Here is a 26,999-nt window from a genome sequence, read left to right as displayed (position 1 = left end):
GACGACGAACCTAGCCGATAGGCGCGCACTTGGCCTGGAGCCAGGCAAGCTCCTCGCCCTCCAGCTCCGGCCCGAGAATCTCCAGCACCTTGGCGTGATAGGCGTTCAGCCAGTCGCGCTCCGCCACCGTCAGCAGATCAGCCACGATCAGCGAACGTTCGATCGGGCAGAAGGTCAGCGTCTCGAAGCCGAGCATCGGTTCGTCGCCGCCCGGGATGATCCGCTCCTCGACCAGGATCAGATTCTCGATCCGGATGCCGTACTCGCCGGCCTTGTAGTAACCCGGCTCGTTCGAGACGATCATGCCCGCGCGCAGCGGCTCGGACGGGCCGCCGCCCGGATAATTGGGCTTGGCGATGCGCTGCGGCCCTTCATGCACCGAGAGGTACGCACCGACCCCGTGGCCGGTGCCATGTGCGAAATCGAGGCCCGCCTCCCATAGCGGCCGCCGCGCGAACGAATCGAGCTGGCCACCATTCGTACCCGGCGGAAACACCGCGGTGGCCAGGCCGATATGCCCCTTGAGCACGCGGGTGAAGCGATCGCGCATCTCCTCGGTCGGTGTGCCGATCGGGAGGACGCGCGTCACGTCGGTCGTGCCATCGGCATATTGCCCGCCCGAATCGACCAGATAGAGCTGGCCCGGCTCGAGCAGCGCATTCGATTCCGGCGTCGAATGATAATGCGGGCTCGCCCCGTGCGCGCCCGTCGCCGAGATCGTATCGAACGAGGTATCGCGCAACAGCCCGGTCGCCTCGCGAAACTCCTGGAGCTTAGCGACGCAGGAAAGCTCCGTCTGCCCACCCTTGGGTGCCTCCGCTTCCACCCATTTCAGGAACCGCGCCAGCGCGGCGCCGTCGCGCACGGAGGCGGCCCGGTGCCCGACGATCTCGACCGGGTTCTTCACCGCCTTGGCCAGCACCACCGGATCGCGCAGGCTCAGCACCGTGGCGCCGCCTGCCTCGAGCCGCCCGAAGATCGCCGCCACCGCCCGCTCCGGATCGGCCGCCACGCGCTTGCCGGCATAGCCGCCCAGCGCCGCCGGAAACGCCGCGCGATCCCTGACCCGAACCGCATTGCCGAGATGCTGGAGCACATCGTCCGCCAGCTTCTCAGGCGCCACGAACAGATCGGCGGTGCCGTCCGCATCGACGATCGCATAGGCCAATGCGACCGGCGTATGCGCCACATCCTCGCCGCGCACGTTCAGTGCCCAGGCGATCGAATCGAGCGCGGAGAGCACAACCGCATCTGCCTTACGCTCGGCCAGCCAGTCGGCGATCGCCGCACGCTTCTCGGCCGAGGATTTGCCGGCGCGGTCATCATCCTGCACCGCGAGCCTGGCGTGGGACGGCGGCGGCCGGTCGGGCCACACCGCATCGACCGGGTTGGTATCGACCGCGACCAGCTCCGCCCCGCGCTCCGCCAGCGCCTTGCGCGCTTCCTCGACCCAGCCGCGCGTGTGCAGCCACGGATCGTACCCCACGCGCGCACCGGCGGCGGCATGCGCCCCGAGCCACATCGCGATGCTCGTCGCGGGCACCGAGACATAGTCCCAGTTCGTGCCATCGACCTGCTCGCGCACCTGCAAGGTGTAGCGCCCGTCCGTAAAGATCGCGGCCGCTTCGGGCAGCACCACCGCGCTGCCGGCCGAACCCTGAAAGCCCGTCAGCCAGGCCAGTCGCTGCGCATAGGCGCCGACATATTCGCTCATATGCTCATCGGTCAGCGGCACGACGAACCCGTCGAGCCGGTCGCGCTTCAATTGTTCGCGCAGCGCCGCGAGGCGATCCTGATAGGTGGACATACTATACCTCTCGATCCGTTCGCCCTGAGCTTGTCGAAGGGCCGTTCTTGCTTACAGGGTTAGAAGAAAGGGCGGTGCTTCGACAAGCTCGGCCCGAACGGAGAATAGAGTGACGATCATCAAGCCTCCCATCGCCGAAACCCGCCCGCACAGCTTCACCGTGCACGGCATCACCCTCGAAGACCCCTATGCCTGGATCAAGGATCCCGGTTATCCCGAGGTCACCGACACGGATGTGCTCGCCTATCTCGAAGCGGAGAACGCCTATTTCGAGGCAGTGATGGCGCCCCACCGGCCGCTGGTCGACCGACTCTATGAAGAGATGAAGGGCCGCATCAAGGAAGACGATTCGTCGGTCCCACAGAAGGACGGCGACTGGCTCTACTGGACCGCATTCGAGACCGGCGGGCAATATCGCAAATGGTGGCGCAAGCCGGTCGTCGGCGGGCCGGACGAGCTGATCCTGGACGAACCCGCGCTCGCCGAGGGCAAGGAATATTTCCGGCTCGGCGCCTTCTCGGTCAGCAACGACGCGAAGCTGCTCGCCTATGCGATCGACGACAATGGATCGGAGCGGTTCGAGGTGCGGGTCAAGGACCTCACCACCGGCGAGCATCTGCCCGACGTCATCCCCGGCATGCTCTCCGAAATCGTCTGGACGGCCGACGACAGCGGCTTCCTCTACGGCCTCGCCAACGAACAATGGCGCACCGACAATGCCCGGCTGCACAAGCTCGGCACGCCCCTCTCGGAGGATATCGAGCTGTTCCGGGAAGCCGACGAAGGCTTCCGAGTCGGCGTGAGCGAGACGAGTTCGCGCAAATGGATCGTCATCGCCAGTGGCGATCATGTGACGAGCGAAGTCTATCTCCTCCCGGCCGACAATGTCCTCGCCGCGCCGATCTGCGTCTCGCCGCGCAAGGTCGGCCGCGAATATGATGTCGACGAGCATGACGGCACATTGTTCATCCACACCAACGATGTGGATCCCAATTTCCGCCTGTGCACTGCGTCGATCGACAATCCCGGCGCATGGTCCGAGCTGATCGGCCCGTCGCAGCACTTCTACATGACCGGGATCGACTGTTTCCGCGACTTCTTCATCGTCGACGGGCGCGAAGACGGGCTCGATCAGATCGAGATCCATCGCTACGATTCGTCGATCCCGCCACAGCGCATCGTCTTTCCCGAGGCAAGCTATGATGCCGGCCTCGGCAACAACCCCGAATATGCCATGGACGTGCTGCGCGTCGGCTATGAATCCATGGTCACGCCCGGCACCGAATATGATTACGATGTCGCCACCGGCACGCTGACCACGCTCAAGGTGCAGGAAATCCCCTCGGGTTACGACGCGGACAAATATCGCACCGAGCGCCTGAAGATCGCCGCCCGCGACGGCACCGAGGTGCCCGTCTCGATCGTCTATCCGAAGGATTTCCCGAAGGACGGCTCGGCGCCGCTCTTCCTCTACGCGTACGGCGCCTATGGCTATGCCATCCCGCCGGGCTTCTCGACCGGGCGGCTGTCACTGCTCGATCGCGGCTTCGCTTATGCCATCGCGCATATCCGCGGCGGCGACGATCTCGGCCAGCAATGGTATCTCGACGGCAAGCTGGAGAAGCGCGAAAACACCTTCAACGATTTCGTCGATGTGGCGAAGAGCCTGATCGCCGATGGCTGGACCAGCGCGGGCAAGATCGCGATCGCGGGCCGCTCCGCCGGCGGCGAGCTGATGGGCGCGGTGGTCAATTCCGATCCGGAACTGTGGGGCGCGGTGATCGCGGACGTGCCGTTCGTCGATGTGCTCAACACCATGCTCGACGCGGAATTGCCGCTTACCCCCGGCGAATGGCCCGAATGGGGCAACCCGATCGAGGACAAGGCAGCGTTCGAGCTGATCCGTTCCTATTCGCCCTATGACCAGGTTGCCGCCCACGATTATCCGCCGATGTTCATCTCGGGCGGTCTCAACGATCCGCGCGTGACCTATTGGGAGCCGGCCAAATGGGCGGCGAAATTGCGCGCAACCAAAACCGACGACAATGTCCTGCTGCTCAAGACCAATATGGGCGCCGGCCATGGCGGCAAATCGGGCCGCTTCGAAAGCCTGCGCGAAGGGGCCGAGGAACATGCCTTCGTGCTGTGGCAATTGGGCGTGGAGGGGTAATGCCCTTCACCCTCACCAAAACCGCGACTGACGCCGACATCGACGAACTCGGCCACGTCAACAATGCGGTGTGGGTGAAGTGGATCCAGGATATCGCCGTCGCGCATTGGGCGGCGATCGCGACGGCCGAACAGCAACAGGCCTATATCTGGGTCGTGACCCGCCACGAGATCGATTATCGCGGCAATGTCGGCCCGGGCGAGACGGTGACCGGGGAAACCTGGGTGCCCGAACCGCCCAGGGGCGCCCGCTTCGATCGCCATGTCCGGTTCACCGGTGCCGACGGCAAGGTGAAGGTGGAAGCGGTCTCGACCTGGGCGCTGCTCGACCGGGCGACAGGCCGGCTGCTCCGGGTGCGCCCCGAACTGGCGGCGCCTTTCCTAAATCCCTCTCCCCCTGTGGGAGAGGGAGGGAGGAGCGCAGCGACGGAAGGGTGAGGGGGAGTGAGGCTCGCGAGCTTCCCGTGTCCCCCTCACCCTTCCCATCGCTACGCGATGGGCCCAGCGTTGGGTCGGCTATGCCCCCGGCATATCCTGAACAGCGCGGGGCGCTGTTCACCCAATGCTCCTCTCCCACAAGGGGAGAGGAAAACCTTAGCCGCTGTTCCGCAGCGCCGTCGCGATCGCGTTGATCGACAGCAATATCCCCTCGCCGATCCGCTCGTCCGTCTCGCCGGCACGGTGGCGCTTCATCAGCTCGATCTGCAGCAGGTTGAGCGGCTCGATATAGGGCAGCCGCAGCCGGATCGACGCATCCAGCGCCGGATGCTTTTCGAGCAGCCGCGACTGGCCAGTGATCTCCAGCAGGCCGTCCTGAGTCTGGCGCCAGCCATCGCGGATCGCCCCGAACACGCTGTCCGCCAGCACGCGGTCCTCGACCAGCGCGGCATAGCGTTCGGCGATATCCATGTCGGACTTCGCGATCACCTGCTCCATATTGTCGAGCGTCGCGGCGAAGAATGGCCAGCCCTGTGCCATCTCGGCGAGCAGGCCCTTGTCCTCGAACGCCGCGATCGCCTGGCCGACGCCGTACCAGCCCGGCAGCATCACGCGCGCCTGCGCCCAGCTGAACACCCAGGGGATCGCGCGCAGATCCTCGATCCGGTCCGACTTGGTCCGGCTCGCCGGGCGCGATCCGATCTTCAGCCCGGAAATCTCGGCAATCGGCGTCATCTGGCGGAAAAAGGTACGGAAGCCCTCGGTCCCATAGACGAGGTCGCGGTATGCCTTGAACGCGCTGCCCGACAGCGCATCCATCGCCGCCCCGAACCGGACCTGTTCGGCCGCCGACAAGGCATCCGGTTCCAGGCTCGCCAGCAGCGTGGCGGAGGCGATCGCCTCCAAATTGGTCATCGCGCTTTCGCGCGTGCCATATTTGCCCGCGATCACTTCGCCCTGCTCGGTGATGCGAATCCGGCCCTGCACCGTGCCGGTCGGCTGGGCGCGGATCGCGGCAAAGGCCGAGCCGCCACCGCGCCCGACCGCGCCGCCGCGGCCGTGGAACAGCTGCATGCCCACGCCCGCCTTGTCGAATACCGGCTTCAGCGCGGTCGACGCCTTGGACAGCGACCAGGTCGAGGTGATGTAGCCCCCGTCCTTGTTCGAATCCGAATAGCCGATCATCACTTCCTGAAAGCCTCGCGCCCGGGTGATCGCGCCCGCCTCGGGCAAGGCGAACCATTCGGTCATGATGCCGGGCGCTGCCTCCAGATCGCCGATCGTCTCGAACAGCGGCACCGCCATGATCGCCGCGGTGGGAATCTTGCCGGGCCGGTAGAGCCCGACTTCCTTCAGCATCACATTCACTTCGAGCAGATCGGACACTGACTGCGCCATGGAGACGATATGCTGGGTGATGCAGGCCGCGCCATATTTGGCATGCGCGTCGGCCGCCGCGCGGACGATCGCGAGTTCGGAGGCAGTCTCGTCCGAATAGGTCTCGAACGGGCTCGACAGCGGTCGCGCGTTGGACAGCTCGTGGCGCAGCAGCGAGACCCGCTCCGATTCGCCGAGCGCCAGATAATCGTCCTCCACGCCCGAGACCTTGAGCAATTCCGCCACGACCCGCTCGAGCACTGCACTGTTCTGGCGCAAATCGAGCGTGGCGAGATGGAAGCCGAACGTCTCGACCGCGCGGATCAGCCGGCCGAGCGCGCCGCCCGAAGCCAGCGTGCCGCCGCCGCCCGTTCGCAAGGCCCGGGCGATCACCACCAGATCGGCGCGGAAGCTCTGCGGATCGGGATAGGGCTCGCCGTGAAGCGGGCCGGGGCGCGGCGCAGGCTTGCCGGTCAGCCCCAGATGCGTCGCCGCCAGCCGCGCATAGATACCGGAGACTGCGCGACGATAGGGCTCGTCCGCGCGGCTGGCGGCAGAGTCGCCGCTCGCGTCGGCGAGGCGCTGCACTGCGGCGTCCACCGGGGTAATGCCGGTCGAGATCGACAGTTCGGCGCCAAGGGCGTTAACCGCATCGAGATAATGGCCCAGCACGGCCTCGCATGCCCGCGCCAGGGCAATTTGCAGCGAATCGGCGGTGACGAAGGGGTTGCCATCGCGGTCGCCGCCGATCCAGCTGCCGGGCCGCAGGAAACTCGGCGCGCGGGCGCCGAGCGCCCGGTCCCAGCGCTGGTAGAGCGCGGGCAGCGCCGGCAGGAACACGTCGCGCAGATAGCTGAGCGCGGTCTCGACTTCGTCCGCGACATAAAGCCGCTCGCGCCGCAGCACGCGGGTCTGCCACAGGAGCGCAATCTGGCGCAGGATCGCCTCCTCGACTGCATCGCCGTCGGGCGTCTCGGCGATCCCGGCATCCTTCAGCGTCATCAGCTCGGAAATGCGGTTGCGGTGGTCGATCATGCTCTTGCGGCGCACCTCGGTCGGGTGCGCGGTCAGCACCGGCGCGATCAGCGCGTGCCCGAGCAGCGTCATCACTGCGTCGCGGTCGATCCCCTCTTCCGCCAGCCGCGCGAGCGCGGATTCGACATCGGCGCCTTTTTCGACGGCCACGCCCTGGCGATCCTCCGCGAGGTTGGCGAGCATCGAGAACAGCATGAAGCCGCGCACGAAATCGAGCGTCTCGTCCAGGCTCAGCCGGTCGAGCCCGAGATCGGTCGCGTCCTTGGCGGTAATGCCGCGGTGCCGGTCGACCGAGGCAGCGCGGATATATTCCGTCCGCCGGAACAATGTCTCGCCGCCATAGGCGCGGATCACGTCGCCGAGCAGCTTGCCCAGGAAGCGGATGTCGGGATTGTTCGCGATGGAGGGGAGATCGGCCATGACACGATGCTGCGCTGCGGTATCGTTCCGGTCAACCGCCTATCCTGCGATGGAAGCGTCTCCGGGGCGCATCAGTCCCCGGCAAAACCGCTCGCGATCAGATCCACGATACGAACGGCCATGCTGCGCATCGGATCGAAGGGAAGGTCCTCGAATCCGAACTGCCGATAGAAATCGCGCACGCCGTCATCCAGCGGATGCGTGAGCACGCAGAAACAGCCCATGTCGCGAGAAACACGCACGGCGGTAGTGAGCGCGAAGAACAGCAGAGAGCGCGCGCAACCGCGCCCCTGATAGCGCGTATCGACAGCGAGTTGGCCCAGCAGCAATGCCGGTACCGGATCGGGGCGATTGCGCTGGACGGCTTTCGGCAGGAAGGCGCGATCGATCTGCGCCGCTGACAGGCTGACATAGCCGACGATCGCGCCGCTCGCTGAATCGCATATCACGCTGGTACGCGATGTGCCGCCTTCCTGGTTGCGCCAGGCGTGCCGACGGAACCATTGGTTCAGGGAATCGCGCCCGCAATCGAAGCCGTCCCGATCGTGTTCGGCGGCAAGCGGGAGCGGTGGGGTCAGTCCTGCCATGCAGGAGGCGTGGCGGAGAGCCTGCGCAACGCCGGTATATCTTTACCAGGCGCACGAACCCAGGTTTCGAACCTGTCCCAGTCCTCCGCCGGAATCGTCACCTGACGCCGGTCCAGCATGTCGATCTCCGCCGCTTCGAGCGCCTTGCGACGGACGAAATCGCTTATGTTGGTGCGCGCATGTTCCGCTGCAGCCTCCAGCATGGCGCGCTCTTCGCGATTCACGCGAACGCTGACGATCGGGGCTTCTCTGCGCATCGGACGACCTTTCACCGTATGACAATAGCATACGGAAAATTGCTCGTCCATTAAGAGGCCGCCTCAGGCCTCCAGCTCGACATCCCAATAGAGCCAGTCATGCCAGGTATCGTGCAGATAGTTGGGCGGGAAGCGCCGCCCATGTTCCTGCAGGTGCCAGCTGGTCGGGCGGATCGCGCCGATGTGCAGCGGCATGCCCGCCTGTTTCGGCGTCCGCCCGCCCTTGCGGAGATTGCACGGCGCACAGGCCGTAACGACATTCTCCCAGGTCGTGCGCCCGCCCTGGGCACGCGGCACGACATGGTCGAAGGTCAGATCGTTGCCCGCCCCGCAATATTGGCATTCGAACTTGTCGCGCAGGAACAGGTTGAACCGGGTGAACGCCGGAAAGGCGCTCGGGCGGACATAGGATTTCAGCGCGATCACCGAGGGCAGCTTGATCTTGTGGTTCGGGCTGCGCACCTCGCGCTCATATTCGGCGACGATGTCGACGCGGTCGAGGAACACTGCCTTGATCGCGGTCTGCCACGGCCAGACGCTGAGCGGATAATAGCTGAGCGGCGTATAATCGGCGTTCAATACCAGGGCGGGGCAACCGTCGGGGTGTCGGATCAGATCGGGATGATACACGCGAACCCCCCATGCTTCCTGGCGCGGCAATTGCCGATTAGGATGACGCCATGATGACAGCACAGCGCGCGACTCGCGGTCAAGAGCCGCTTTGAGCGAAATCGTCACCCGATTCGCGCCAAGCCCTACCGGGTTGTTGCACATCGGCCACGCCTGGTCGGCAATCCTCGCGCATGATCGTGCGCGGGCGGGCGGCGGCAGATTCCTGCTGCGTATCGAGGATATCGACGGCACGCGCAGCCGGCCTGAATTCATCGCTGCGATCGAACAGGAGCTGGCCTGGCTCGGGCTGGCCTGGGACGGGCCGGTGCTGCTGCAGTCGCAGCGGCTGGCGCGCTACAGCGAGGCGCTCGACCGGCTCATCGCGATGGGGTTGCTCTATCCGTGCTTCTGCACCCGCGCCGAAATCGCGGCGAGCCTGTCTGCCCCGCACGGCGATGGCGGCCCCATCTATCCGGGAACCTGTCGCCATCTTGCCCATGCCGAGCGCGACCGACGCGTCGCGGGCGAGGAGCATGCCTGGCGGCTCGATCTGGCCCGAGCGCTCGACCTCCTGTCCCCCGCCGCCGAGGAGATGCCGGAGCAGCCCCGACACGAAGGAGTCCTCATCTGGCGGGACGAACTGGCCGGCGACGTGATCGCCATGCCGCAAATCCATGGCGACGTGATCCTCGCCCGCAAGGATGCGCCCGCCAGCTATCATCTCGCGGTGACGATCGACGACGCGGCGCAGGGCGTCACTCATGTCGTGCGCGGCAACGACCTGTTCGCCGCCACCCACGTCCACCGGCTGCTCCAGGCGCTGCTCGGCCTGCCGACCCCGGTTTATCATCACCACGCGCTGCTGGCCGACGCGAGCGGCATGCGGCTCGCCAAGCGCAACCGGGCGCCGACGCTGGAATCGCTGCGGGCTGCCGGCATCAACGGGCGCGCGCTCGCGGACGACCTGCGCGCCGGGCGCCTCCCCATTGGCTTTCAGGTGGCAAAAGCCTAAATGAGCGGGATGAGCATTTTCCTCTTCATCCTCCTCATCGCGGCGATGCTCGCGACCGTCGCCATGCTGGTCCGGGGCCTCGTCATCTTCCTGATGGGCGCCAGCGCCGAGGTGAAGGGCGGGACCGGCCCGAGCGCGTCGGCGCTCAAGTCCAACAAGGCGATGCAGTACCGCATCTTCTTCCAGGCGATCGCCATCCTGATCGTCGTGCTGATCCTGTTCGTCGCCGGCGGCAGAACCTGATCGTCCGGTCGCGCCGGCGATGGTCAAGCTCAACAAGATCTACACCCGCACCGGCGACGACGGCACCACCGGCCTGGTCGATGGATCGCGTGTCGCCAAGAACGATCCGCGCATGGCCGCGATCGGCGATGTCGATGAGACGAACAGCGCGATCGGCGTAGCGATCGCGGCGCTCGGCCCGGGTCGCTATGCCACCGCGTTGACGCGCATCCAGAACGACCTGTTCGATCTCGGCGCCGATCTCGCCACGCCCGGCGAGGATTTCGCGCCCTCCGAGATGGTCCTGCGGATCGTCGCCGCGCAGGTCGCGCGGCTCGAGGAAGAGATAGACGCGATGAACGCCGATCTCGCCCCGCTCACCAGCTTCATCCTGCCCGCAGGCACCGCCGGTGCCGCCACGCTCCACCTCGCCCGGGCCACGAGCCGCCGCGCAGAGCGGACTGCGGTCGCCGCAGCGCAGATTGTCCCTTTGAATCCGCTCGCGCTTTCCTATCTCAACCGCTTGTCGGACTATTTGTTCGTAGCCGCGAGGCGCGTGAACAAAGACGCGGGTGGTGACGTTCTGTGGATTCCGGGCGCGTCCCGCGATCCGGCGGGACCGTAGCTCGGCTTGACTTTGGCCGGCGCGTTCTGGAAAAGGGAACAGAATGCGAACAAAATCGGAGCCTCGACCCGCAACGGACGCGCTCGCGACGCGCTTCGCGAAGGTTCGCGCGCTGACCGAGGCGCTGGTCGCCCCGCTGTCCGACGCCGATGCCACCGTCCAGTCGATGGAAGATGCGTCGCCAGCCAAATGGCACCTGGCGCACACGACCTGGTTCCTCGAAACCTTCATCCTGCGCGATTTCGTGGCTGGCTATACGCTCCACGACGATCGCTTCCCCTTTCTGTTCAACAGCTATTACGAGGCCGAGGGAAAGCGCCACAGCCGGTCGCGCCGCGGCATGATCACCCGGCCGAGCCTGGAAGAGGTGCTGGCTTACCGCGCGCATGTTGACGGCGCGATCGCCGCGACGCTCTCCGATCTGCCCGCGGCGGCGCTGGAGTTGCTCGCTCTGGGCTGCCATCATGAGGAGCAGCATCAGGAGCTGCTGGTCACCGACATCCTGCACCTCATGGCGCAGAACCCGCTCGAACCGGCGATCTGGCCGGCCGCGCGCAAGGTGCCCGTCGCAATGCCCGGCCCGCTCGGCTGGACGAAGGGCAGGACGGGGATCGTCGAGATCGGCCATGGTGGAGTCGGCTTCTCCTTCGATTGCGAAGGGCCCCGCCACGAAGCCTTGCTCACCCCGCACGCCCTTGCCGATCGCACCGTCACCAATGGCGAATGGGCCGCGTTCATCGCCGATGGCGGCTATGCCGATCCACAGCACTGGCTGTCGGACGGCTGGGCCTGGGTGAAGGCGAAGGCGACTGCCGCCCCGCTGTATTGGGAACGGCAGGAGGGCGCGTGGACGCGGTTCGGGCTCGACGGTCGCCGCCCGATCGATCCCGCCGCACCCGTCACGCATGTCAGCTTCTACGAGGCCGACGCCTATGCGAGCTGGGCGGGGGCACGCCTGCCGACCGAGTTCGAATGGGAAGCCGCCGCGGCCGCGTTCGATCCGGGCGGCGGCAATCAGCTCGACCGCGCCGGCCCGGTCGAGCCGCGTCCCGCCACCGACGGCCCGGCCTTTTTCGGCGATGTCTGGGAATGGACCGGCAGCGCCTATCGTCCCTATCCCGGCTTCAGGCCGGCCGAAGGCGCGGTCGGCGAATATAACGGCAAATTCATGAGCGGGCAGTTCGTCCTGCGCGGCAGCTCCTGCGCCACGCCGCGCGGCCACGCGCGCGCGAGCTATCGCAACTTCTTCTATCCGCACCAGCGCTGGCAATTCACCGGCGTGCGCCTGGCCAAGGATCTCTGAAATGCTCAAGCAAGAAATCGAGGATGGCGACGTCACCCTTGCCGATCCCGCTTTTCGCGCCGATGTGCTGCGCGGCTTCGAAACCCGTCCCCGCGCCATCCCCGCGCGCTGGTTCTACGACCGGCGCGGCTCCGAGCTGTTCGAGGCGATCACCGAGCTGCCCGAATATTATCCGACCCGCACCGAGACGGAGATCCTGCGCCGCGCCTGCCCGGAGGTCGCGACGCTGGCCGGCGAGGGACGCGCCGTGGTCGAGTTCGGCTCGGGCTCCTCGACCAAGACGCCGATCCTGCTGCGCAGCGTGAACCCGGGGGCCTATGTCCCGATCGATATCTCGGGCGATTTCCTGCGCGAATCCTCGGCCGGGCTCGCCGCGGCCTTTCCCGGCCTGCCGGTGCTGCCGGTCGAAGCCGACTTCCTCCGGCCGATCGCGCTGCCCGCCATGGTCGCCGGCCTGCCCAAGCTCGGCTTCTTTCCCGGCTCGACCATCGGCAACATGATCCCGCATTCCTCGGTCGATCTGCTGCGGGCGATGAAGGCCTCGCTCGGCGAGGGATCGATGCTGCTGATCGGCATGGACCGCATCAAGGAAGAGAGCCGGCTGGTCGCGGCCTATGACGATGCCCAGGGCGTGACCGCCGCGTTCAACCTCAACCTGCTCGAACGCATCAATCGGGAACTGGACGGCACGATCCCCATCGCTGCCTTCCGCCATCGCGCGATCTGGAACGACGATCGCGCGCGGATCGAGATGCATCTCGAAGCGCGCGACGATGTCGCTTTCACCATTGAAGGCCGGCCCTTCGCCATGGCGGCAGGCGAGACGATCCATACCGAGAACAGCCACAAATATGGCGGTCGCGATGGCCGCATCCTGCTGCGCGCGGGCGGCTGGACGCCGATTGCGGAATGGACCGATCCGGAAGGCCTGTTCGCGGTGTTCCTCGCCGAGGCGCAGCCAGCGCGTTTCGCGCCCTGATCCTTCCAGGGGGGCGGCTCGCTCGCCGAGGTTCCCCCGTCGGATTCAACCATCGGGAAACCGCGCTATACCCCGTCCGCGCCGCTGGCCTCGTCGGCCGGCATTGGTTGTTTCTCATCGTGATGTAATTTCAAACGTGTTCGCACGTCCTCAGCGGAAAACGGTTGGTTTTTATCGCTTTTCGGGGCGATTTTACCGCTGTTATCCATAACAGGGAAAACGCTGAGCAACTACCTCGGAACATTGAGGAAATCCGACCTACAAATCCAACATAACAGCGGAAGAAAAAACGCCGCCTTGAGAACGGGTCGCAAACGGCCGTCGCCTGCCGCGAGCATGGCCTGAATCCTGGCCCTCGCGCCGCCGAGTCGATAGGAGCGGCGCGACATCGACCAACGGGAGTCAGGCAATGCAGACGATAGGCGTGATCGGGGCGGGACAGATGGGCGCTGGGATCGCTCAGGTCTCGGCGCAGGCAGGCTATCATGTCCTGCTGACCGACGTCTCGAAAGAGCGCGCCGAGGCCGGCAAGGCTGGCATCGCCAAGGCGCTCGACCGACTGGTGAGCAAGGAGAAGATCGCGCCCCAGGCGCGCGATCAGGCACTGGCCAGGATCGAACCGATCGACGGCGTGCACGGCATGTCTTCCTGCGGCCTCGTGATCGAGGCAGCGACCGAGCGGGAAGAGATCAAGCGTTCGATCTTCGCCGAAGTCGGCAAGGTGCTGGGCCACCAGGCAGTGCTCGCCTCGAACACCTCGTCTATCCCGATCACGCGGCTCGCCCAGGCCTCGCCCGATCCGAAGCGCTTCGTCGGCGTGCATTTCTTCAATCCGGTGCCCGTGATGGGCCTGATCGAACTGATCCGCGGCCTCGCCACTTCGGACGAGACGGTGAAACTGGTTGAGGATTACGCCAAGGCCGTGGGCAAGCAGGTGGTCCGCGCCAATGACGCGCCCGGCTTCATCGTCAACCGCGTGCTGATGCCGATGCTCAACGAAGCCTGCTTTGCCCTCGGTGAGGGCGTGGCGACGATCCGCGACATCGATCTGGCCTGCCAGCTCGGCCTCAACCACCCGATGGGCCCGCTGACCCTGGCCGATTTCATCGGGCTCGACACCTGCCTGGAGATCACCCGCGTTCTGTTCGAGGGCACGGGCGATCCCAAGTTCCGGCCGGCACCGGTGCTGGTGAAATATGTCGAGGCCGGCTGGTTCGGCCGCAAGACAGGCCGCGGCTTCTACGATTATTCGGGCGACGAACCGGTGCCGACGCGGTGATGGCGTGCCAATCTTCAGGGAGACCCGGAATGCGTTTGTTCGCCATGCTGACCATGGCCGTGTTGTTCTGCCTGCCCGGGATGGCCGCCGCGCAGTCCGCGATCAGCATCAAGGACCCGAAGCAGTTCGAACGGCAATTGCAGGAAATGGGCTATGAACCGGAGCCGTTCGGCGCCGGCGCCGGCACGGTCGAGACCGTGTTGCACCTGCCGAACGAGACGCTGGGCGTCATCCTCGCCGGCTGCACCGACGGCAAGAACTGTGGCCACATCATCCTGATCGGATCGTTCAGCGACCTGCTCGATCTTCCGGTCGAGTGGGTCGCGAAGCAGAACGCCGATTACGACCTGATCAAGGTGTGGACGCGCGCCGACAAGCGCCTCGCTTATTCCGCCAGCGGGGTGATCGAGGGTATGCCGCGGTCGAGCTTTCGCGCCTGGATCGACAAGATCGTCGATGCGACCGACGATCTCGCTACCGAGGCAATCAAGGCCGGCTATGGCGAGAAGAAGAAATAGCGGCCGTCAGCCGGTCCGTTCGGCCCCCAGAGCGATCGGTGCGAAGCGAGCGACCTGGCGGCCGACCAGGCGCAGCTGATCGAGCACTGCGGCGTCGCTGCTGCCGCCGTCATCGTCGAACTTGGTGACCTGGCTGTTGATCGCGGCGGCGAACGGGGTCGGCCAGCCGCGCAGGGCGTGAACGATCGAGCGCAATGCCGCGATCGTGCTGCCCGTCGCCTGCCAGCCATAGGCCGTCGCGATCAGGCCGACCGGCATGTCGGCGAGATAGGGCCGTTCGTCCTTCGCCGTCTCTTCGAGCAGGTCCAGCGCGTTCTTGACCACGCCGGAGATGCTGCCGTGATAGCCCGGGCTCGCGATGATCAGCGCCGAGGCCTGGCGGACCGTATCGACGAACTCGCGCTCATGCTCGGTGCGCTCGGTCGCGCGCGGATCGTAGAGCGGCAGCCGCGCCATGTCGGCGCCCCCGAACATGCGGGTCCGGAACCCCTCCTGACATGCGGCATCGAGCGCAATGCGCAGCGCCCGTTCGGTGGAGGAGACGCCGCCGATCGTGCCGCCGATCCCCACGACGAGGGGCGTTCCGGCGGTGGCAATATCGGTCATTCGGCTTCCTTGTCGGTGCGGCGCTGCTGGCTGTGCAGATAGCCGGTGCACGGCATCGCCTCAATGCCTCACTGTAGCTGATTGTGGCGCTCGCATGGCCCGCCCGCGCCTGTTAGGATGGCTGCATGGCCGATGCTTGCGATAACTGTCATATCACGCTAATACACCTCCGGGCGGCGTAACCGGGACGGACTGACTGAGAGCATGCGCCCTTATCCCTTCGAACCTGCTTCACAGGGCAATGCGGCGCCGCTTGATCTGAGCGACGGCCTGCCGCCGCCGGCCTATTCCGGGCGCTTCGACTATCCGGGGCAGGACGAGCCTGATCCCGTCGGTCCACCCGCGCCGCCGCGGACGAGCCGCTGGCGCTGGGTCATGCGCGGGCTTGGCGCGCTCATCATCCTGTTCGTGCTGGCGGTCGGCTGGCTGGCGGTGACGGCGCCGCTGTCGAAATCGCTCAAACCCCTGACCCCGCCGAGCATCACCCTGCTGGCCGACGACGGAACGCCGATCGCGCGGCGCGGCGCGATCATCGCGGCCCCCGTCGATGCCGCCACCCTGCCGAAGAACGTCACCAACGCCTTTCTCGCGATCGAGGATCGCCGGTTCAGGTCGCATTGGGGGATCGACCCGCGCGGCATCCTGCGCGCGTTCGTCCAGAATATGAGCAAGGGCAGCGTGCGCCAGGGCGGCAGCACGATCACCCAGCAGCTCGCCAAGAACGCCTTTCTCGATTCTGACCGCACGGCGGCGCGCAAGGCACGCGAAGTCATGATCGCCTTCTGGCTCGAGGCCTGGCTGACGAAGGACCAGATCCTCTCGCGCTATCTGTCGAACGTCTATTTCGGCGACAACGTCTATGGCCTGCGCGCTGCGGCACAGCATTATTTCAACCGCGCGCCGGAGAATCTTTCGATCGGCCAGGCGGCGATGCTCGCCGGCCTGGTCAAGGCCCCGTCGCGGCTCGCACCGACCGTCAATCTGAAGGGCGCGCGGGACCGGCAGAAGCTGGTGGTCGGCGCGATGGCCGCCGCCGGCTTCATCGACCAGCGGACCGCCGCTTCCGTCCGTCCCGCGCGGCTCGCGACCGACCGGATCAGGCCGCTGCCCGACGGCACCTATTTCGCTGACTGGGTCCTGCCCGAGGCGCGCGATCGGGCGGGCGAGATCGTCACCGAGACGACGGTGAAGACCACGCTTGACCGCCAGCTGCAGCGCGCTGCCGAGCGGTCGATCAAGCGGGCCGGGCTGCGCGAGGCGCAGATCGCGCTCATCGCGATGCGCCCCGATGGCCGGGTCGTGGCGATGGTCGGCGGCAAATCCTATGCCGACAGCCCGTTCAACCGCGCCACCCAGGCGCGGCGCCAGCCCGGTTCAGCCTTCAAGCTGTTCGTCTATCTGGCTGCGCTGCGCTCTGGCATGACGCCCGATTCGATGGTCGACGATTCGCCGATCACCATCGCCGACTGGTCGCCGAAGAACAGCGACGGACGCTATCTCGGCCCGATCACGCTGCGCCAGGCCTTTGCCCGATCGAGCAACGTGGCAGCCGCGCGGCTGATCCAGAAGGTCGGCGTCGCCGCCGTCATCCGCGCCGCGCGCGATCTCGGCATCTCGACCCCGATCCCGAGCGAGGCGACGATCGCGCTGGGCACGTCGAGCATGTCCCTGCTCGAACTCACCTCGGCCTATGCGGCCGTCGCCGCGGAATCCTATCCGGTCACGGCCCGCGGACTGGAGGAAGTGCGCGATCGCAGCTGGTATGAGAGCCTGACCACCCGCTCCCGCCCGCTGACCGGGCGGATCCGCGACGATATGCTGGACCTGCTGTCCGCCTCGGCCGAATCCGGCACCGGACGCCAGGCCGCGCTGTCGGTCAGCACTTATGGCAAGACCGGGACGACCCAGGACAATCGCGACGCGCTGTTCATCGGCTTCGCTGGCGGGTTGGTCACCGGCGTATGGGTCGGCAATGACGACAATACGCCCAATGCCGGCCTGTCGGGCGGCGGCATTCCGGCGCGGGTGTGGCGCGATTTCATGCAGCAGGCGCTTGGCGTCGGCGCGGCCCAGGCGACTGAGCCCGACGCGGACGAGATCGATCCCGATGCCGAAAACGCCGTCGATCCGGACGCCGTCTCGCTGCCGATCGAGGGCGATCTCCAGGGGCTCGGCCTCAACCTCCATATCGGCCGCGACGGCAGCATCGAGATCAACCGCGCGAACCGCGACGACAGCGAGCCTCGCCCCCGCCGCGACGACCGCGCTCCGCAGCGCGAGCCTGAGGAAGAGGATGCGCCCTTCTAGTTGACGCACGCGGCGGCCCACAGCAAGGCGCATCCATGCGCTTCTTTTCCGACAACGCCGCCCCCGTCCACCCGGCCGTGCTCGCCGCGATGGCCGAGGCCAATGTCCTCGACACCGCTTATGACGGCGACGCCTGGAGCAAGCAGCTCGACGGCCTGTTCTCGAACCTGTTCGAGACGGAGGTCAGCGCGCTGTGGGTACCGTCGGGTACCTCGGCCAACAGCCTGGCCCTCGCCGCGCTGTGCCCGCCGCACGGCGCGATCGTCTGCCACCGCGACGCGCATATCCAGAACGACGAGTGCGGCGCGCCGGAATTCTATACGCACGGCGCCAAGCTGCTGCTCGCCGACGGCACGGGCGCGAAGCTAACGCCGGAGACGATCCTGGCCGTGCTCGACGCGACCCGCAACGATGTCCACCAGGTCCAGCCGCACGCCATCTCGATCACCAATGCGACGGAATATGGCCTGGTCTATGCGCCGGCCGAGGTCGCTGCGATCGGCGCGCTGGCCCGCGCCCGCGTGCTCGGGCTGCACATGGACGGCGCCCGCTTCGCCAACGCGGTGGCCCATCTCGGTTGCTCCCCCGCCGATCTGACCTGGCGCGCCGGGGTGGACGTGCTGAGCTTCGGCTTCGTCAAGAATGGCGGGATGAGCGCGGAGGCCCTGATCTTCTTCAAGCCGGAGCTTGCCGCCGCGACGCTCTATCGCCGCAAGCGCGCCGGGCTGCTCCTGTCCAAGGGCCGTTACCTCGCCGCGCAGATCCTCGCCCTGCTCAACGGCGGCCTGTGGCTCGACAATGCCCGCACCGCCAATGCCGGTGCCGCGCTGCTCGCCCGCGCTGCCGGGGAGCGGCTGGTCGTGCCGGTCGAAGCGAACGAGGTGTTCCTGCGCGTCTCGCCCGAGGAAGCGGCCCGGCTGCGCGCGCTCGGCTTCGACTTCTACGATTGGGGACCGGGCGAAGCGCGGCTGGTCATCTCGTGGAACCAGACCGAAGACGAGATCCGTCCGCTAGCGGATGCGATCTCGGCGCTGTGATCATAGGCGCAACTTGTGACCCGACAAGGAAAACGGCTGTCCCATCTCGACCGGGCCGGCGCTAAGGCACGGCAAATGAACGATCAGCCCGCCCCGCAATCGACCCGCCTCGCGGTGCTGATCCCGTTCGGGATCGTGACGCTGATCTGGGGCTCGACCTGGATCGTCATCTCGGATCAGCTCGGTGTCGTGCCGCTCAGCTGGTCGGTCGCCTATCGCTTTTTCATCGGCGGGCTGACCATGCTCGCTTATGCCGCGTGGAAGCGCGAGACGGTGACGTTGGACAAGCGCGGCTGGCTGTTCGTCGGTGCGCTGGCGGCCGCGCAATTCTGCCTCAACTTCAACTTCGTTTATGCCGCGGAGACCTACATCACTTCCGGGCTGGTCGCGGTGATATTCGCGCTGCTGCTCGTCCCCAATGCGGTGTTCGGCCGGATATTCCTCGGCCAGCGCCTTGGCAAGCAGCTGATCCTGGGATCGGCGGTCGCGATGGCTGGTGTCGCGCTGCTGTTCGTCCACGAAGCGCGCTCCGATCCGCACGGACCGGAAGCGGCGATTGCCGGAATCGGCTTCGCACTGCTCGCCGTATTTACGGCCTCCAGCGCCAACGTGCTGCAGGGCACCGAGATCGCGCGACGCTATCCGATGGCGCCGACGCTCAGCATCGCCATGCTGGTCGGGTCCGCGATGAATGCGGCGATCGCCTGGACCCTGACCGGACCGCCCGTCATCGAGCTGCGGGCGGGCTATCTGCTTGGCCTGCTCTATCTCGGCGTGGTCGCCTCCGCGCTGGCGTTCACGCTCTATTACGGCGTGCTGCGCATCATCGGGCCGGCCAAGGCAGCCTATTCGGGCGTGTTGGTGCCGGTCATCGCGATGCTGCTGTCGACCATCTTCGAAGGCTATCGCTGGTCGCTGCTGGCCGGCGCGGGCGCAGCGCTGGCGATGGTCGGACTGGTCATCGCGTTGACCGCGCGCAGGCCGGCGCGGTAATCGGGGTAAAGCGGCCGCCAGCCGAGCAGCCTTTTCGCCTTGCCGTTCGCGACGCGTCGGTTCTCGGCGTAGAAGGCCCGCGCGGCCGGCGACAGCGTCTCGAGCGGAACGAACGGCGGCGCCTCCCGGCCGATCAGGCGCGCAGCGAATTCCATCACGGCATTCTGGCTCGTCGGCAGATCATCCGCGAGATTATAGGCCCCGGACGGCGCATCGAATCCCGCGATCACGCCCGCAACGATATCGTCGACATGCACGCGGCTGAACACCTGGCCCGGCAGGTCGATGCGATGCGCCCGCCCCTCCGCCACCCGGTCGAGCGCCGACCGGCCCGGGCCGTAGATGCCGGGCAGCCGGAACACCCGCGCGCCCATCGCCAGCCACGCCGCATCCGCCGCCATCCGCGCGCTGCGGCGCCCTCGTCCGGTCGGTGCGCCCTCGTCAACCCAGGCTCCGCCGGCATCGCCGTAAACGCCGGTAGACGACAGATAACCAAGCCATGCCCGTGACGCGGCCAGCTCGGGCCCATAGGTCGCAATCACTGGATCAGCGGGCCCATCCGGCGGCACGGAGGATAGGATATGGTCAGCGCGGACGATGGCCGCCCGCACGGCGGCGGTATCGCCAAACGCGATCGTCCCGGCCCTGCCATCACGGCTGGTGCCGGCCACCTGCCAGCCCCGGGCACGCAGGCGGACCGCCAGCGCCTGGGCCGAATAGCCCAGGCCAAAGATGAGCAGCGCGGCTATTTCGCGCCGTACCCGTTATAGAGCAGGCCGAAGAAATCGCCCTTGTTCCAGCGCGGCCGGGAATCGCCGTCCGCAATCTCGCGCGCAATGGCATAATTCGCATCGACGAAGCGGATGCCCTGGCTCCAGTCGATCGGCTGCGACACCTCGTCCGACGGCTTGTGGTAGCGATTGGCGAAGAACTCCGCCGTTGCCGCCTTGCCCGGCCCGGCCTGGCCCGGCCACAGGAACACTGAGGGCACGCCCTGCTGGACGAAGCGGTAATGGTCCGAACGGACGAAGATGCCCTGCGCCGGATCGGGATCGGGCGACATCGTCACGCCGAGCGTCGCGACGGCCTTGCTGACGATTGGGCCAAGCGTCGATCGGTCGGCGCCGAACACGGTCATGTCCTCGAACTTGTAGGTCAGGATCGGCATGTCGAGGTTCACATCGGCGACGATGCGATTGATCGGCACCGTCGGATGCCTCGCGAAATAGTCGGAGCCGACCAGCCCTTTTTCTTCGCCGGTCACCGCCAGGAACAGGATGCTGCGACGGGGCGGCTTGCCGCTCGCCTTGAAGCGCTTCGCCTCCTCGATCAGCGACGCGATGCCGACGGCATTGTCCTCCGCGCCGTTGAAGATGGTATCGCCCTTCAGATCCGGGCGCACGCCGAGATGGTCGAGATGCGCGGACAGCACGACGACTTCAGCACCGATCTTGGGATCGCTGCCGGGGATCATCGCGGCAACGTTGCTGCTCATGCCCGGCTGGAAGGTCGTCCTGACCGCGATCGCCAGGCTGCCCGGAAGCTGCTCGGGCTTGAAGCGGGTCTCGGCATTGGTCGCGCGCTTCACGATGGTCGCCCAGGGTGTCTTCGCGCCCTCGAACAGCTTGGCCGCACCCGCATCGCTGATCGTTGCAAGCTGCGGGGCGCCCGGCGCGTCGCCGGCGCCGCCCGGTGTGCCCCAGGTCACGCGCGGGCGGTCCCAGGTCTGGGCTGCCGTCCCCAGCGGGCGCGGCTGGATCAGGATCGTGCCGACCGCGCCGCGCGCCTGGGCTAGGATCGCCTTGGTCGTTCCGCCCGAGAAATGCGCGCGCTCCTCGCTCTGGAAGCTGCCGGGGGCGCCGCCGAGATAGGCGACGATCTTCCCCTTCACGTCGACGCCGGCATAATCGTTGCGCTTATATTGCGGTGCGACGATGCCGAAGCCGACGAACACGACGGGTGCATCGATCACCGTCGACGCAGCGCCTGCATGCGCACCCGGCACATAATCGTCGCCGAAGGTCAGCCGCAGCGGCGGGACGCCGTTGCGCGTCAGCACCAGATCGCCCTTGTCAGCGGCGCGGTAGGTGACGAGCGGCACCTTCTGCAAATAGCCGCCATCGTCGCCCGCCGGCCGCAGCCCGGCCGCGTAGAATTGCGCCGCGACATATTCGGCCGCGATGTCGAATTCCGGGCTGCCCGCCTCACGCCCACGCATCGCGTCCGAAGCGAGGAACATGACATGCGCCTTCATCGCGGCCTGGTCGTCCGGCAGCACGGCGTTGACGATCGTATTGATCGCCCTGGCCTCCTTGACCGGCACGGGCGCCGTCTGCGCCAGCGCGGTGCCGGCGAAACTCATCAGCGCAATCGCGCCAACCGAACGAAACATGCCTCTTCCTCGTGCCGTCAGGAGCTCGCTGACGGCCTAGCACTGCCGTGCGCGTGCGCAAGGGGAGCGGCCTGGCGGCGATTTCGGTGGCACGAGCAGGAGGCGCATCCTACATCCAGCGCATGCTCGACATTCAGACCGCCACCGCCCTTCCCGAAGTCACGCGCCGCGAAGATTATCAGGCGCCCGACTGGCTGGTGCCGGAGATCGCGCTCGACTTCGATCTCGCGCCGGAAAAAACGCGGGTCCGGGCGGTGCTGCACATCATCCGCAACGGCGATCATGACCGGCCGCTGCGGCTCGATGGCGGCGGACAGACGCCTCTGTCGGTCAAGGTCGATGGCGCTACGATCAACGACTGGACTCTGGACGACGAAGCGCTCGTCATCCCGTTGTCCGGATCGGCATTCACGATCGAGACGGAGGTGGAGATCGCGCCGGAGCGCAATACCCAGTTGATGGGCCTCTATGCCTCGGGCGGCAATCTCTGCACGCAGTGCGAAGCGGAAGGATTCCGCCGCATCACCTTCTTCCCCGACCGGCCAGATGTGCTCAGCCGCTACAAGGTGCGGATGGCAGCGGACAAGGTGCGTTTCCCGGTGCTGCTCGCCAATGGCGATCCGGTCGGCGCGGGCGATCTCGGCGACGGGCGGCACTGGGCGGAGTGGCACGATCCCTTTCCCAAGCCCTGTTACCTGTTCGCCCTGGTCGCGGGCGATCTCGTCGCCAACAGCGCCACCTTCGTCACCGGATCGGGCCGTGAGGTCGCGCTCGGCATCTGGGTGCGCGCCGCCGATGTGGCGAAGACCGGCCATGCGCTCGAAGCGCTCAAGATCGCCATGGCCTGGGACGAGCGCGTCTATGGCCGCGAATATGATCTCGACGTGTTCAACATCGTCGCGGTCGACGATTTCAATTTCGGGGCGATGGAGAACAAGGGCCTCAACATCTTCAACTCGCGCTACATCCTGGCCGATCCGGACACCGCGACCGATTATGATTTCGACGCGATCGCCGCCGTGGTGGCGCATGAATATTTCCACAACTGGTCGGGCAACCGGGTCACCTGCCGCGACTGGTTCCAGCTCTCGCTGAAGGAAGGCTTCACGGTCTTTCGCGACCAGAGCTTCTCCGCCGACCAGGGTTCCGCCGCAGTCAAGCGGATCGAGGATGTTCGCGGCCTGCGCGCGGCGCAGTTCCCGGAGGATGCCGGCCCGCTCGCCCATCCGATCCGGCCGGACGAATATCTCGAAATCTCCAATTTCTACACCGCGACGATCTACAACAAGGGCGCCGAGGTCATCCGCATGATGGCGACGATGCTCGGCGCGCAACGCTTCCGTGCCGGGACCGACCTGTATTTCGAGCGGTTCGACGGCACGGCCGCGACCTGCGAGGATTTCGTCGCCTGCATGGAAGAGGCGGGCGACATCGATCTCACCCAGTTCCGCCGCTGGTACAGCCAGGCCGGCACGCCCCGCGTGACTGCCTCGCTGACGCATGAGACGGGCAGCGGCCGCGCGACGCTTACCCTGTCGCAGCGCATGCTGCCGACGCCGGGCCAGCCCGACAAGCGACCGATGGTGCTGCCGATCAGGCTGAAGCTGTTTGGCGCCGACACCGCCAGCCCGATCGGGCCGGAGCAATTGATCCTGCTGACCGATGCCGAGCAGCGGATCAGCTTCGAGACCGTCGCCGAACGCCCGGTCCTGTCGATCAATCGCGGCTTCACCGCCCCAATCATCGTCGAGACCGACCGCTCAGCGGCCGACCTCGCCTTCCTCTCGGCGCATGACGACGATCCGTTCGCGCGCTATGAGGCGATGCAGCAACTGATGCTCGATACGCTGGTGACGGCGGTTACACATGGCCGGGCCGATCACGCCCCGGTCATCGCCGCGATCGCCAATACACTTGACGATCCGCATCTCGACCGCGCCTTCGTCGCAGAAGCAGTGCTGCTGCCGTCGGAAAGCTTCATCGGCGACCAGATGGCGGTGGTCGATCCCGACGCGATCTTTGCAGCGCGCGAAGCACTGCGCCGGGATATCGGGCGGACCCTCGATGCGAGATGGCGCGCCGAATATGCCGCGTCGCGGGCCGAGCGCTTCGAATATTCGCCGCTCGCCAAGGGCATTCGCCGGCTGCGCACCGTGGCGCTGGGTTATATCGCGGCCAATGGCAGCGACGAGGCGGCGGCGCTTGCCTTTGCCCAGTTCGAAGCCGCGGACAACATGACCGACCGGCAAGGCGCACTGACCACGCTGGTCAATGGCGCGTCGGACCGGCGGATCGCCGCGCTCGACATCTTCTACAACCGCTATTCGGACAACGGCCTCGTCCTGGACAAATGGTTCTCGACTCAGGCGCTATCGTCGCGCGACGACACGTTGGCCAACGTGCAGGAACTGGCCCGGCACCGCGACTTCACCCTCGCCAACCCCAATCGCGCGCGCTCGCTGGTCGGGGCGTTCAGCGTCAACCAGCGCGCGTTCAACGCTGCTTCGGGCGAGGGCTATCGCTTCGTTGCCGATCAGTTGATCGCGCTCGACAAGCTCAATCCCCAGACCGCGGCAAAGCTGATCCCGCCGCTTGGCCGCTGGCGCCGTTTCGAGGCAGCGCGCGGTGCTCTGATGCGGGCCGAGCTGGAACGGATCGTGGCGACGCCAGGGCTGTCGAAGGACATGTTGGAGCAGGCATCGCGCAGTCTGGACGGCTAACCGGGCGCGGCGACCCATTGGAGCATGGCAAGCGCGTTGCCGACCGCGGCTCCTGAAGCCGTGTTGTCGTAGATCGTCCAGCTTTCCACATCGGCTGCCCGCGCTTCGGCGGCATGGCGCTCGATCGCGGCCTCATCATAAGCGGACCAGTACGTGCGGGGAGATCCATGCAGGCGCGTGTAGCGCAGGCCGGGCCAGCCGCCGGGCTCGGCAGCTTCGGGTACCGGCGCCGGATCCGCCGCCACGCGCGCTACCTGGTGGGCAACAAGCAATGCATCGGCCGCCGAGGTGAACCAGCCGGCATGGCGGGGCTCGCACACCAGCTGTCCGCCAAACAGAGTCCGGACCAGGCCGAAGAAATCCGCGGCGATCTGAGCCTCGAAAGCAAGCTTGGGTGGAAGCTGGACGAGGATCGGACCGCGCTTCTCGCCAAGCCCACTCACCTCGTCGGCAAAGCGGATCAGCAGGTCCTCACAATCGATCAGCCGCTGCTGGTGCGTGATGGTCTTGGGCAGTTTGACGGCGAAACGGAACGAGTCATGGACGCTGCCGGCCCAGCGCGCGTAGGTCGCCGGCCTGTGCGAGCGATGGAAGCTCGAGTTGATCTCGGCCGCGCCGAAGACGGCGGCGTAGCGTTCAAGCGCGCTGCCCGCGGCCGGAAACCCATCATCGGCTGCCTTGTAGAGCGACCAGCCCGCCGTGCCGATCCGGATCGGACCATGAGAAAATTGTGCCATAGCAAGCGGAACGCCTGGGCCCGCCGGACGGATGCGTCCGGCGGGCGACAGCAAGGCATGTCGGTCAGTCTAGTCTAGAAAAGTCGTCCGCCGTTCGGCACCGCGACGCTGGGCGCGACAAGCACCACCTTTCCCTCGTCATCGGGGAAGCCCAGCGTCAGCACTTCCGACATCATCGGTCCGATCTGGCGCGGCGGGAAATTCACCACCGCCGCGACCTGCCGGCCGGGCAGGTCCTCGAGCGCATAATGTTCCGTGATCTGTGCAGAGGAGCGCTTGATGCCGATGACCGGGCCGAAATCGATGGCCAGGCGGTACGCGGGCTTGCGTGCCTCGGGAAAGGGCAGTGCCTCTACGATGGTCCCGATGCGGATATCGACCGCGAGGAAATCGTCGAAGCCGATCTGCGCGGCGATGCCTTCGGATGGATCGGGAATCTTGTGCATCAGAAATCGAAATCCACGTCGTCATATTCCTTGGGCGGGCTGATCCCCGTCATTCGTTCGGAAAGCAGCGGGCGAAAGCTGGGCCGGCTCTTGAAGCCGCGATACCAGCGTGCGGTCTGCTCATGTCCTTTCCAGTCGATCCCGCCGAGATAATCGGCGACCGAGATCTGCGCAGCAGCAGCGAGATCGGCGAGGCTCATCATTGCGCCGGCCATCCAGTTGTGATGATCGAGCAGGTAATCCGTATAATCGAGATGGCGCTCCGCCGCCTTCATCGCTTCGCGCAGCACCTTCGCGTCGGGCGATTCGCGCGTCACGATCCGCTTCATCATGCGCTCGCCGAGCAGGGGCGCGGTCACGTCCTGGAAGAATTGCGTGTCGAACCAGGCGACGAGCCGGCGGATCTCGGCGCGGTTTACCGCAGTGCCGTTGATCATCGCCGCCTTGTCGACCGTCTCCTCGAGATATTCGCAGATCGCCATCGAATCCATGAGCAGGATGTTGCGTTTGGGATCCGCCATGACCGGCACCTGGCCGGCCGGATTCATGTCGAGAAACTCGTCGCGCCGGTCCCACGGATTCTCGAGGACAAGATCGTACCCCACGCCCTTTTCGCCGAGCAGGAGCCGGATCTTGCGCGAGAAGGGGCACAGGGGGAATTGATAAAGCTGCCACATAAGGCTCTGTTAGGCCGAGCGGGCGAGCGGGGGAAGATATGACGGCGGACGATTCGTTCGAGACGGTGGCGATCGTCTACAACCAGCCCGAGACCGCCGTGATGCTGTCGATGTTCGCCTTTTACGGCATCCCCGCAACAGCCGTCGGCTTCCGCCACACCCAGATCGCGCCGAACCTGATGGTCGCGCTGGGCGGCGTACCGATCCGCGTGCCCGGCTGGGCGGCAGATGAAGCGCGAGCGTTGCTGGCCGAGGTCGCCGAACGCCCACAGGCGGTACGGCCGCGGCTGATCGACAATGCAGTGATGAACGGGCTGATCGTGGTGCTGTTCTGTTTCCTGACCGGCACGATCCCGCCGACACGCGCCGGATCGACATATTTCCTGGGCAGCAGAGGATAGCGCCACAAATAGCTGCCCTCCCCCGGGCGCGACACCGGGGGAA

Annotated in this window: 25 protein-coding genes; 14 read left to right on the top strand and 11 right to left on the bottom strand. The window is 66.4% G+C overall.

All coding sequences use genetic code 11. The features are described from left to right. Positions 1 to 10: 10 nt before the first annotated feature. Positions 11 to 1,807, bottom strand: coding sequence for an aminopeptidase P family protein (locus tag U1769_RS22155; protein ID WP_332720236.1), 1,797 nt, complete (start codon positions 1,805 to 1,807; stop codon positions 11 to 13). Positions 1,808 to 1,916: 109 nt separating this feature from the next. Between U1769_RS22155 and U1769_RS22150 the strand changes: the two genes are divergently transcribed. Further along, the gene (locus U1769_RS22150) at positions 1,917 to 3,977 is read left to right on the top strand and encodes a S9 family peptidase (RefSeq protein ID WP_332720235.1); all 2,061 of its coding nucleotides are present in this window, start codon (positions 1,917 to 1,919) and stop codon (positions 3,975 to 3,977) included. Next, complete coding sequence (locus U1769_RS22145; protein ID WP_332720233.1) at positions 3,977 to 4,414, top strand: acyl-CoA thioesterase; 438 nt, start codon at positions 3,977 to 3,979, stop codon at positions 4,412 to 4,414. The genes U1769_RS22150 and U1769_RS22145 overlap by 1 nt, the downstream gene beginning before the upstream one ends. 156 nt (positions 4,415 to 4,570) lie before the next feature. Here U1769_RS22145 and ppc read toward each other — a convergent pair whose 3' ends face one another. The 4 genes from ppc to U1769_RS22125 form a co-directional block, all read right to left on the bottom strand. After that, positions 4,571 to 7,246, bottom strand: coding sequence for a phosphoenolpyruvate carboxylase (gene ppc / locus U1769_RS22140; protein WP_332720232.1), 2,676 nt, complete (start codon positions 7,244 to 7,246; stop codon positions 4,571 to 4,573). A 71-nt stretch (positions 7,247 to 7,317) separates the two neighbouring features. Next, complete coding sequence (locus U1769_RS22135; RefSeq protein ID WP_332720231.1) at positions 7,318 to 7,833, bottom strand: GNAT family N-acetyltransferase; 516 nt, start codon at positions 7,831 to 7,833, stop codon at positions 7,318 to 7,320. Continuing rightward, positions 7,821 to 8,141: a type II toxin-antitoxin system TacA family antitoxin gene (locus tag U1769_RS22130; RefSeq protein ID WP_332720230.1), complete on the bottom strand. Its 321-nt coding sequence runs from the start codon at positions 8,139 to 8,141 to the stop codon at positions 7,821 to 7,823. The genes U1769_RS22135 and U1769_RS22130 overlap by 13 nt, the downstream gene beginning before the upstream one ends. Before the next feature lie 12 nt (positions 8,142 to 8,153). Next, a complete protein-coding gene (locus tag U1769_RS22125; RefSeq protein ID WP_332720228.1) occupies positions 8,154 to 8,720 on the bottom strand; it encodes an HNH endonuclease in 567 nt (188 codons plus the stop codon). Positions 8,721 to 8,811: 91 nt separating this feature from the next. Here U1769_RS22125 and gluQRS point away from each other — a divergent pair, with 91 nt between their 5' ends. The 7 genes from gluQRS (at position 8,812) to U1769_RS22090 (ending at position 14,640) form a co-directional block, all read left to right on the top strand. Next, on the top strand, positions 8,812 to 9,714 hold the full coding sequence (gluQRS, locus tag U1769_RS22120) for a tRNA glutamyl-Q(34) synthetase GluQRS (protein WP_332720227.1): 903 nt from the start codon (positions 8,812 to 8,814) through the stop codon (positions 9,712 to 9,714). Between the two features lie 9 nt (positions 9,715 to 9,723). Then, positions 9,724 to 9,957 carry a twin transmembrane helix small protein gene (locus U1769_RS22115; protein WP_332720226.1) on the top strand — a complete coding sequence of 78 codons (234 nt, stop codon included), beginning with the start codon at positions 9,724 to 9,726 and terminating at the stop codon, positions 9,955 to 9,957. A 19-nt stretch (positions 9,958 to 9,976) separates the two neighbouring features. Further along, positions 9,977 to 10,561, top strand: a complete 585-nt coding sequence (locus tag U1769_RS22110; protein ID WP_332720225.1) for a cob(I)yrinic acid a,c-diamide adenosyltransferase — start codon at positions 9,977 to 9,979, stop codon at positions 10,559 to 10,561. Positions 10,562 to 10,604: 43 nt separating this feature from the next. Beyond that, positions 10,605 to 11,864 carry an ergothioneine biosynthesis protein EgtB gene (egtB, locus tag U1769_RS22105; RefSeq protein ID WP_332720224.1) on the top strand — a complete coding sequence of 420 codons (1,260 nt, stop codon included), beginning with the start codon at positions 10,605 to 10,607 and terminating at the stop codon, positions 11,862 to 11,864. Between the two features lies 1 nt (position 11,865). After that, a complete protein-coding gene (gene egtD / locus U1769_RS22100) occupies positions 11,866 to 12,843 on the top strand; it encodes an L-histidine N(alpha)-methyltransferase (RefSeq protein WP_332720222.1) in 978 nt (325 codons plus the stop codon). Between the two features lie 409 nt (positions 12,844 to 13,252). Continuing rightward, entirely contained in the window at positions 13,253 to 14,122 is an 870-nt protein-coding gene (locus U1769_RS22095; RefSeq protein ID WP_332720221.1) for a 3-hydroxybutyryl-CoA dehydrogenase, read from the top strand. Between the two features lie 29 nt (positions 14,123 to 14,151). Beyond that, positions 14,152 to 14,640: a hypothetical protein gene (locus U1769_RS22090; protein ID WP_332720220.1), complete on the top strand. Its 489-nt coding sequence runs from the start codon at positions 14,152 to 14,154 to the stop codon at positions 14,638 to 14,640. Positions 14,641 to 14,646: 6 nt separating this feature from the next. Here the strand turns inward: U1769_RS22090 and U1769_RS22085 are convergent, their stop codons facing one another. After that, a complete protein-coding gene (locus U1769_RS22085) occupies positions 14,647 to 15,246 on the bottom strand; it encodes an NADPH-dependent FMN reductase (protein WP_332720218.1) in 600 nt (199 codons plus the stop codon). 204 nt (positions 15,247 to 15,450) lie between these two features. Here U1769_RS22085 and U1769_RS22080 point away from each other — a divergent pair, with 204 nt between their 5' ends. The 3 genes from U1769_RS22080 to U1769_RS22070 all read left to right on the top strand — a co-directional run bounded on the left by U1769_RS22080 (position 15,451) and on the right by U1769_RS22070 (position 19,583). Continuing rightward, entirely contained in the window at positions 15,451 to 17,553 is a 2,103-nt protein-coding gene (locus tag U1769_RS22080; protein ID WP_332720217.1) for a transglycosylase domain-containing protein, read from the top strand. 35 nt (positions 17,554 to 17,588) lie between these two features. Continuing rightward, a complete protein-coding gene (locus U1769_RS22075) occupies positions 17,589 to 18,590 on the top strand; it encodes a threonine aldolase family protein (RefSeq protein WP_332720216.1) in 1,002 nt (333 codons plus the stop codon). A gap of 75 nt (positions 18,591 to 18,665) precedes the next feature. Continuing rightward, positions 18,666 to 19,583 carry a DMT family transporter gene (locus U1769_RS22070; RefSeq protein WP_332720215.1) on the top strand — a complete coding sequence of 306 codons (918 nt, stop codon included), beginning with the start codon at positions 18,666 to 18,668 and terminating at the stop codon, positions 19,581 to 19,583. On the opposite strand, the gene U1769_RS22065 is transcribed toward U1769_RS22070, so the two are convergent. Both U1769_RS22065 and U1769_RS22060 read right to left on the bottom strand, forming a co-directional pair. Further along, positions 19,493 to 20,332, bottom strand: a complete 840-nt coding sequence (locus U1769_RS22065; RefSeq protein ID WP_332720364.1) for a Rossmann-fold NAD(P)-binding domain-containing protein — start codon at positions 20,330 to 20,332, stop codon at positions 19,493 to 19,495. The two genes, U1769_RS22070 and U1769_RS22065, sit on opposite strands and share 91 nt — an antisense overlap. Then, complete coding sequence (locus U1769_RS22060; RefSeq protein ID WP_332720214.1) at positions 20,329 to 21,975, bottom strand: M28 family metallopeptidase; 1,647 nt, start codon at positions 21,973 to 21,975, stop codon at positions 20,329 to 20,331. Before U1769_RS22060 ends, U1769_RS22065 begins: the two co-directional genes overlap by 4 nt. A gap of 122 nt (positions 21,976 to 22,097) precedes the next feature. On the opposite strand from U1769_RS22060, the gene pepN reads away from it, so the two are divergent. After that, the gene (gene pepN / locus U1769_RS22055; protein WP_332720213.1) at positions 22,098 to 24,695 is read left to right on the top strand and encodes an aminopeptidase N; all 2,598 of its coding nucleotides are present in this window, start codon (positions 22,098 to 22,100) and stop codon (positions 24,693 to 24,695) included. Here pepN and U1769_RS22050 read toward each other — a convergent pair. From U1769_RS22050 to U1769_RS22040, 3 genes are all read right to left on the bottom strand, one after another. After that, positions 24,692 to 25,432, bottom strand: a complete 741-nt coding sequence (locus tag U1769_RS22050; RefSeq protein WP_332720212.1) for a DUF72 domain-containing protein — start codon at positions 25,430 to 25,432, stop codon at positions 24,692 to 24,694. The genes pepN and U1769_RS22050 overlap by 4 nt on opposite strands. Positions 25,433 to 25,506: 74 nt before the next feature. Beyond that, a complete protein-coding gene (locus U1769_RS22045) occupies positions 25,507 to 25,878 on the bottom strand; it encodes a tRNA-binding protein (protein ID WP_332720211.1) in 372 nt (123 codons plus the stop codon). After that, entirely contained in the window at positions 25,878 to 26,555 is a 678-nt protein-coding gene (locus U1769_RS22040; protein WP_332720210.1) for a glutathione S-transferase family protein, read from the bottom strand. The genes U1769_RS22045 and U1769_RS22040 overlap by 1 nt, the downstream gene beginning before the upstream one ends. Positions 26,556 to 26,593: 38 nt before the next feature. Here U1769_RS22040 and U1769_RS22035 point away from each other — a divergent pair, with 38 nt between their 5' ends. Next, complete coding sequence (locus tag U1769_RS22035; protein WP_332720209.1) at positions 26,594 to 26,956, top strand: hypothetical protein; 363 nt, start codon at positions 26,594 to 26,596, stop codon at positions 26,954 to 26,956. Positions 26,957 to 26,999 lie beyond the last annotated feature (43 nt).

The organism is Parasphingomonas zepuensis (assembly GCF_036663735.1).
In the GTDB taxonomy this organism is placed as follows: domain Bacteria; phylum Pseudomonadota; class Alphaproteobacteria; order Sphingomonadales; family Sphingomonadaceae; genus Sphingomonas.
The sequence above is the reverse complement of the archived record's forward strand: the minus strand, read 5'-3'. Positions and strand labels throughout refer to the sequence as shown.

Excerpts from the sequence above, each read along its gene's own strand:
- U1769_RS22045 (WP_332720211.1), bottom strand. The coding sequence starts at position 25,878 with ATGCACAAGATTCCCGATCCATCCGAAGGCATCGCCGCGCAGATCGGC.
- U1769_RS22090 (WP_332720220.1), top strand. The coding sequence starts at position 14,152 with ATGCGTTTGTTCGCCATGCTGACCATGGCCGTGTTGTTCTGCCTGCCC.
- U1769_RS22155 (WP_332720236.1), bottom strand. The coding sequence starts at position 1,807 with ATGTCCACCTATCAGGATCGCCTCGCGGCGCTGCGCGAACAATTGAAG.
- U1769_RS22115 (WP_332720226.1), top strand. The coding sequence starts at position 9,724 with ATGAGCATTTTCCTCTTCATCCTCCTCATCGCGGCGATGCTCGCGACC.
- U1769_RS22035 (WP_332720209.1), top strand. The coding sequence starts at position 26,594 with ATGACGGCGGACGATTCGTTCGAGACGGTGGCGATCGTCTACAACCAG.
- U1769_RS22110 (WP_332720225.1), top strand. The coding sequence starts at position 9,977 with ATGGTCAAGCTCAACAAGATCTACACCCGCACCGGCGACGACGGCACC.
- U1769_RS22135 (WP_332720231.1), bottom strand. The coding sequence starts at position 7,833 with ATGGCAGGACTGACCCCACCGCTCCCGCTTGCCGCCGAACACGATCGG.
- egtD (WP_332720222.1), top strand. The coding sequence starts at position 11,866 with ATGCTCAAGCAAGAAATCGAGGATGGCGACGTCACCCTTGCCGATCCC.
- U1769_RS22085 (WP_332720218.1), bottom strand. The coding sequence starts at position 15,246 with ATGACCGATATTGCCACCGCCGGAACGCCCCTCGTCGTGGGGATCGGC.
- U1769_RS22070 (WP_332720215.1), top strand. The coding sequence starts at position 18,666 with ATGAACGATCAGCCCGCCCCGCAATCGACCCGCCTCGCGGTGCTGATC.
- pepN (WP_332720213.1), top strand. The coding sequence starts at position 22,098 with ATGCTCGACATTCAGACCGCCACCGCCCTTCCCGAAGTCACGCGCCGC.
- ppc (WP_332720232.1), bottom strand. The coding sequence starts at position 7,246 with ATGGCCGATCTCCCCTCCATCGCGAACAATCCCGACATCCGCTTCCTG.
- U1769_RS22075 (WP_332720216.1), top strand. The coding sequence starts at position 17,589 with ATGCGCTTCTTTTCCGACAACGCCGCCCCCGTCCACCCGGCCGTGCTC.
- egtB (WP_332720224.1), top strand. The coding sequence starts at position 10,605 with ATGCGAACAAAATCGGAGCCTCGACCCGCAACGGACGCGCTCGCGACG.
- U1769_RS22145 (WP_332720233.1), top strand. The coding sequence starts at position 3,977 with ATGCCCTTCACCCTCACCAAAACCGCGACTGACGCCGACATCGACGAA.
- U1769_RS22060 (WP_332720214.1), bottom strand. The coding sequence starts at position 21,975 with ATGTTTCGTTCGGTTGGCGCGATTGCGCTGATGAGTTTCGCCGGCACC.
- U1769_RS22040 (WP_332720210.1), bottom strand. The coding sequence starts at position 26,555 with ATGTGGCAGCTTTATCAATTCCCCCTGTGCCCCTTCTCGCGCAAGATC.
- U1769_RS22130 (WP_332720230.1), bottom strand. The coding sequence starts at position 8,141 with ATGGACGAGCAATTTTCCGTATGCTATTGTCATACGGTGAAAGGTCGT.
- U1769_RS22050 (WP_332720212.1), bottom strand. The coding sequence starts at position 25,432 with ATGGCACAATTTTCTCATGGTCCGATCCGGATCGGCACGGCGGGCTGG.
- U1769_RS22095 (WP_332720221.1), top strand. The coding sequence starts at position 13,253 with ATGCAGACGATAGGCGTGATCGGGGCGGGACAGATGGGCGCTGGGATC.
- U1769_RS22080 (WP_332720217.1), top strand. The coding sequence starts at position 15,451 with ATGCGCCCTTATCCCTTCGAACCTGCTTCACAGGGCAATGCGGCGCCG.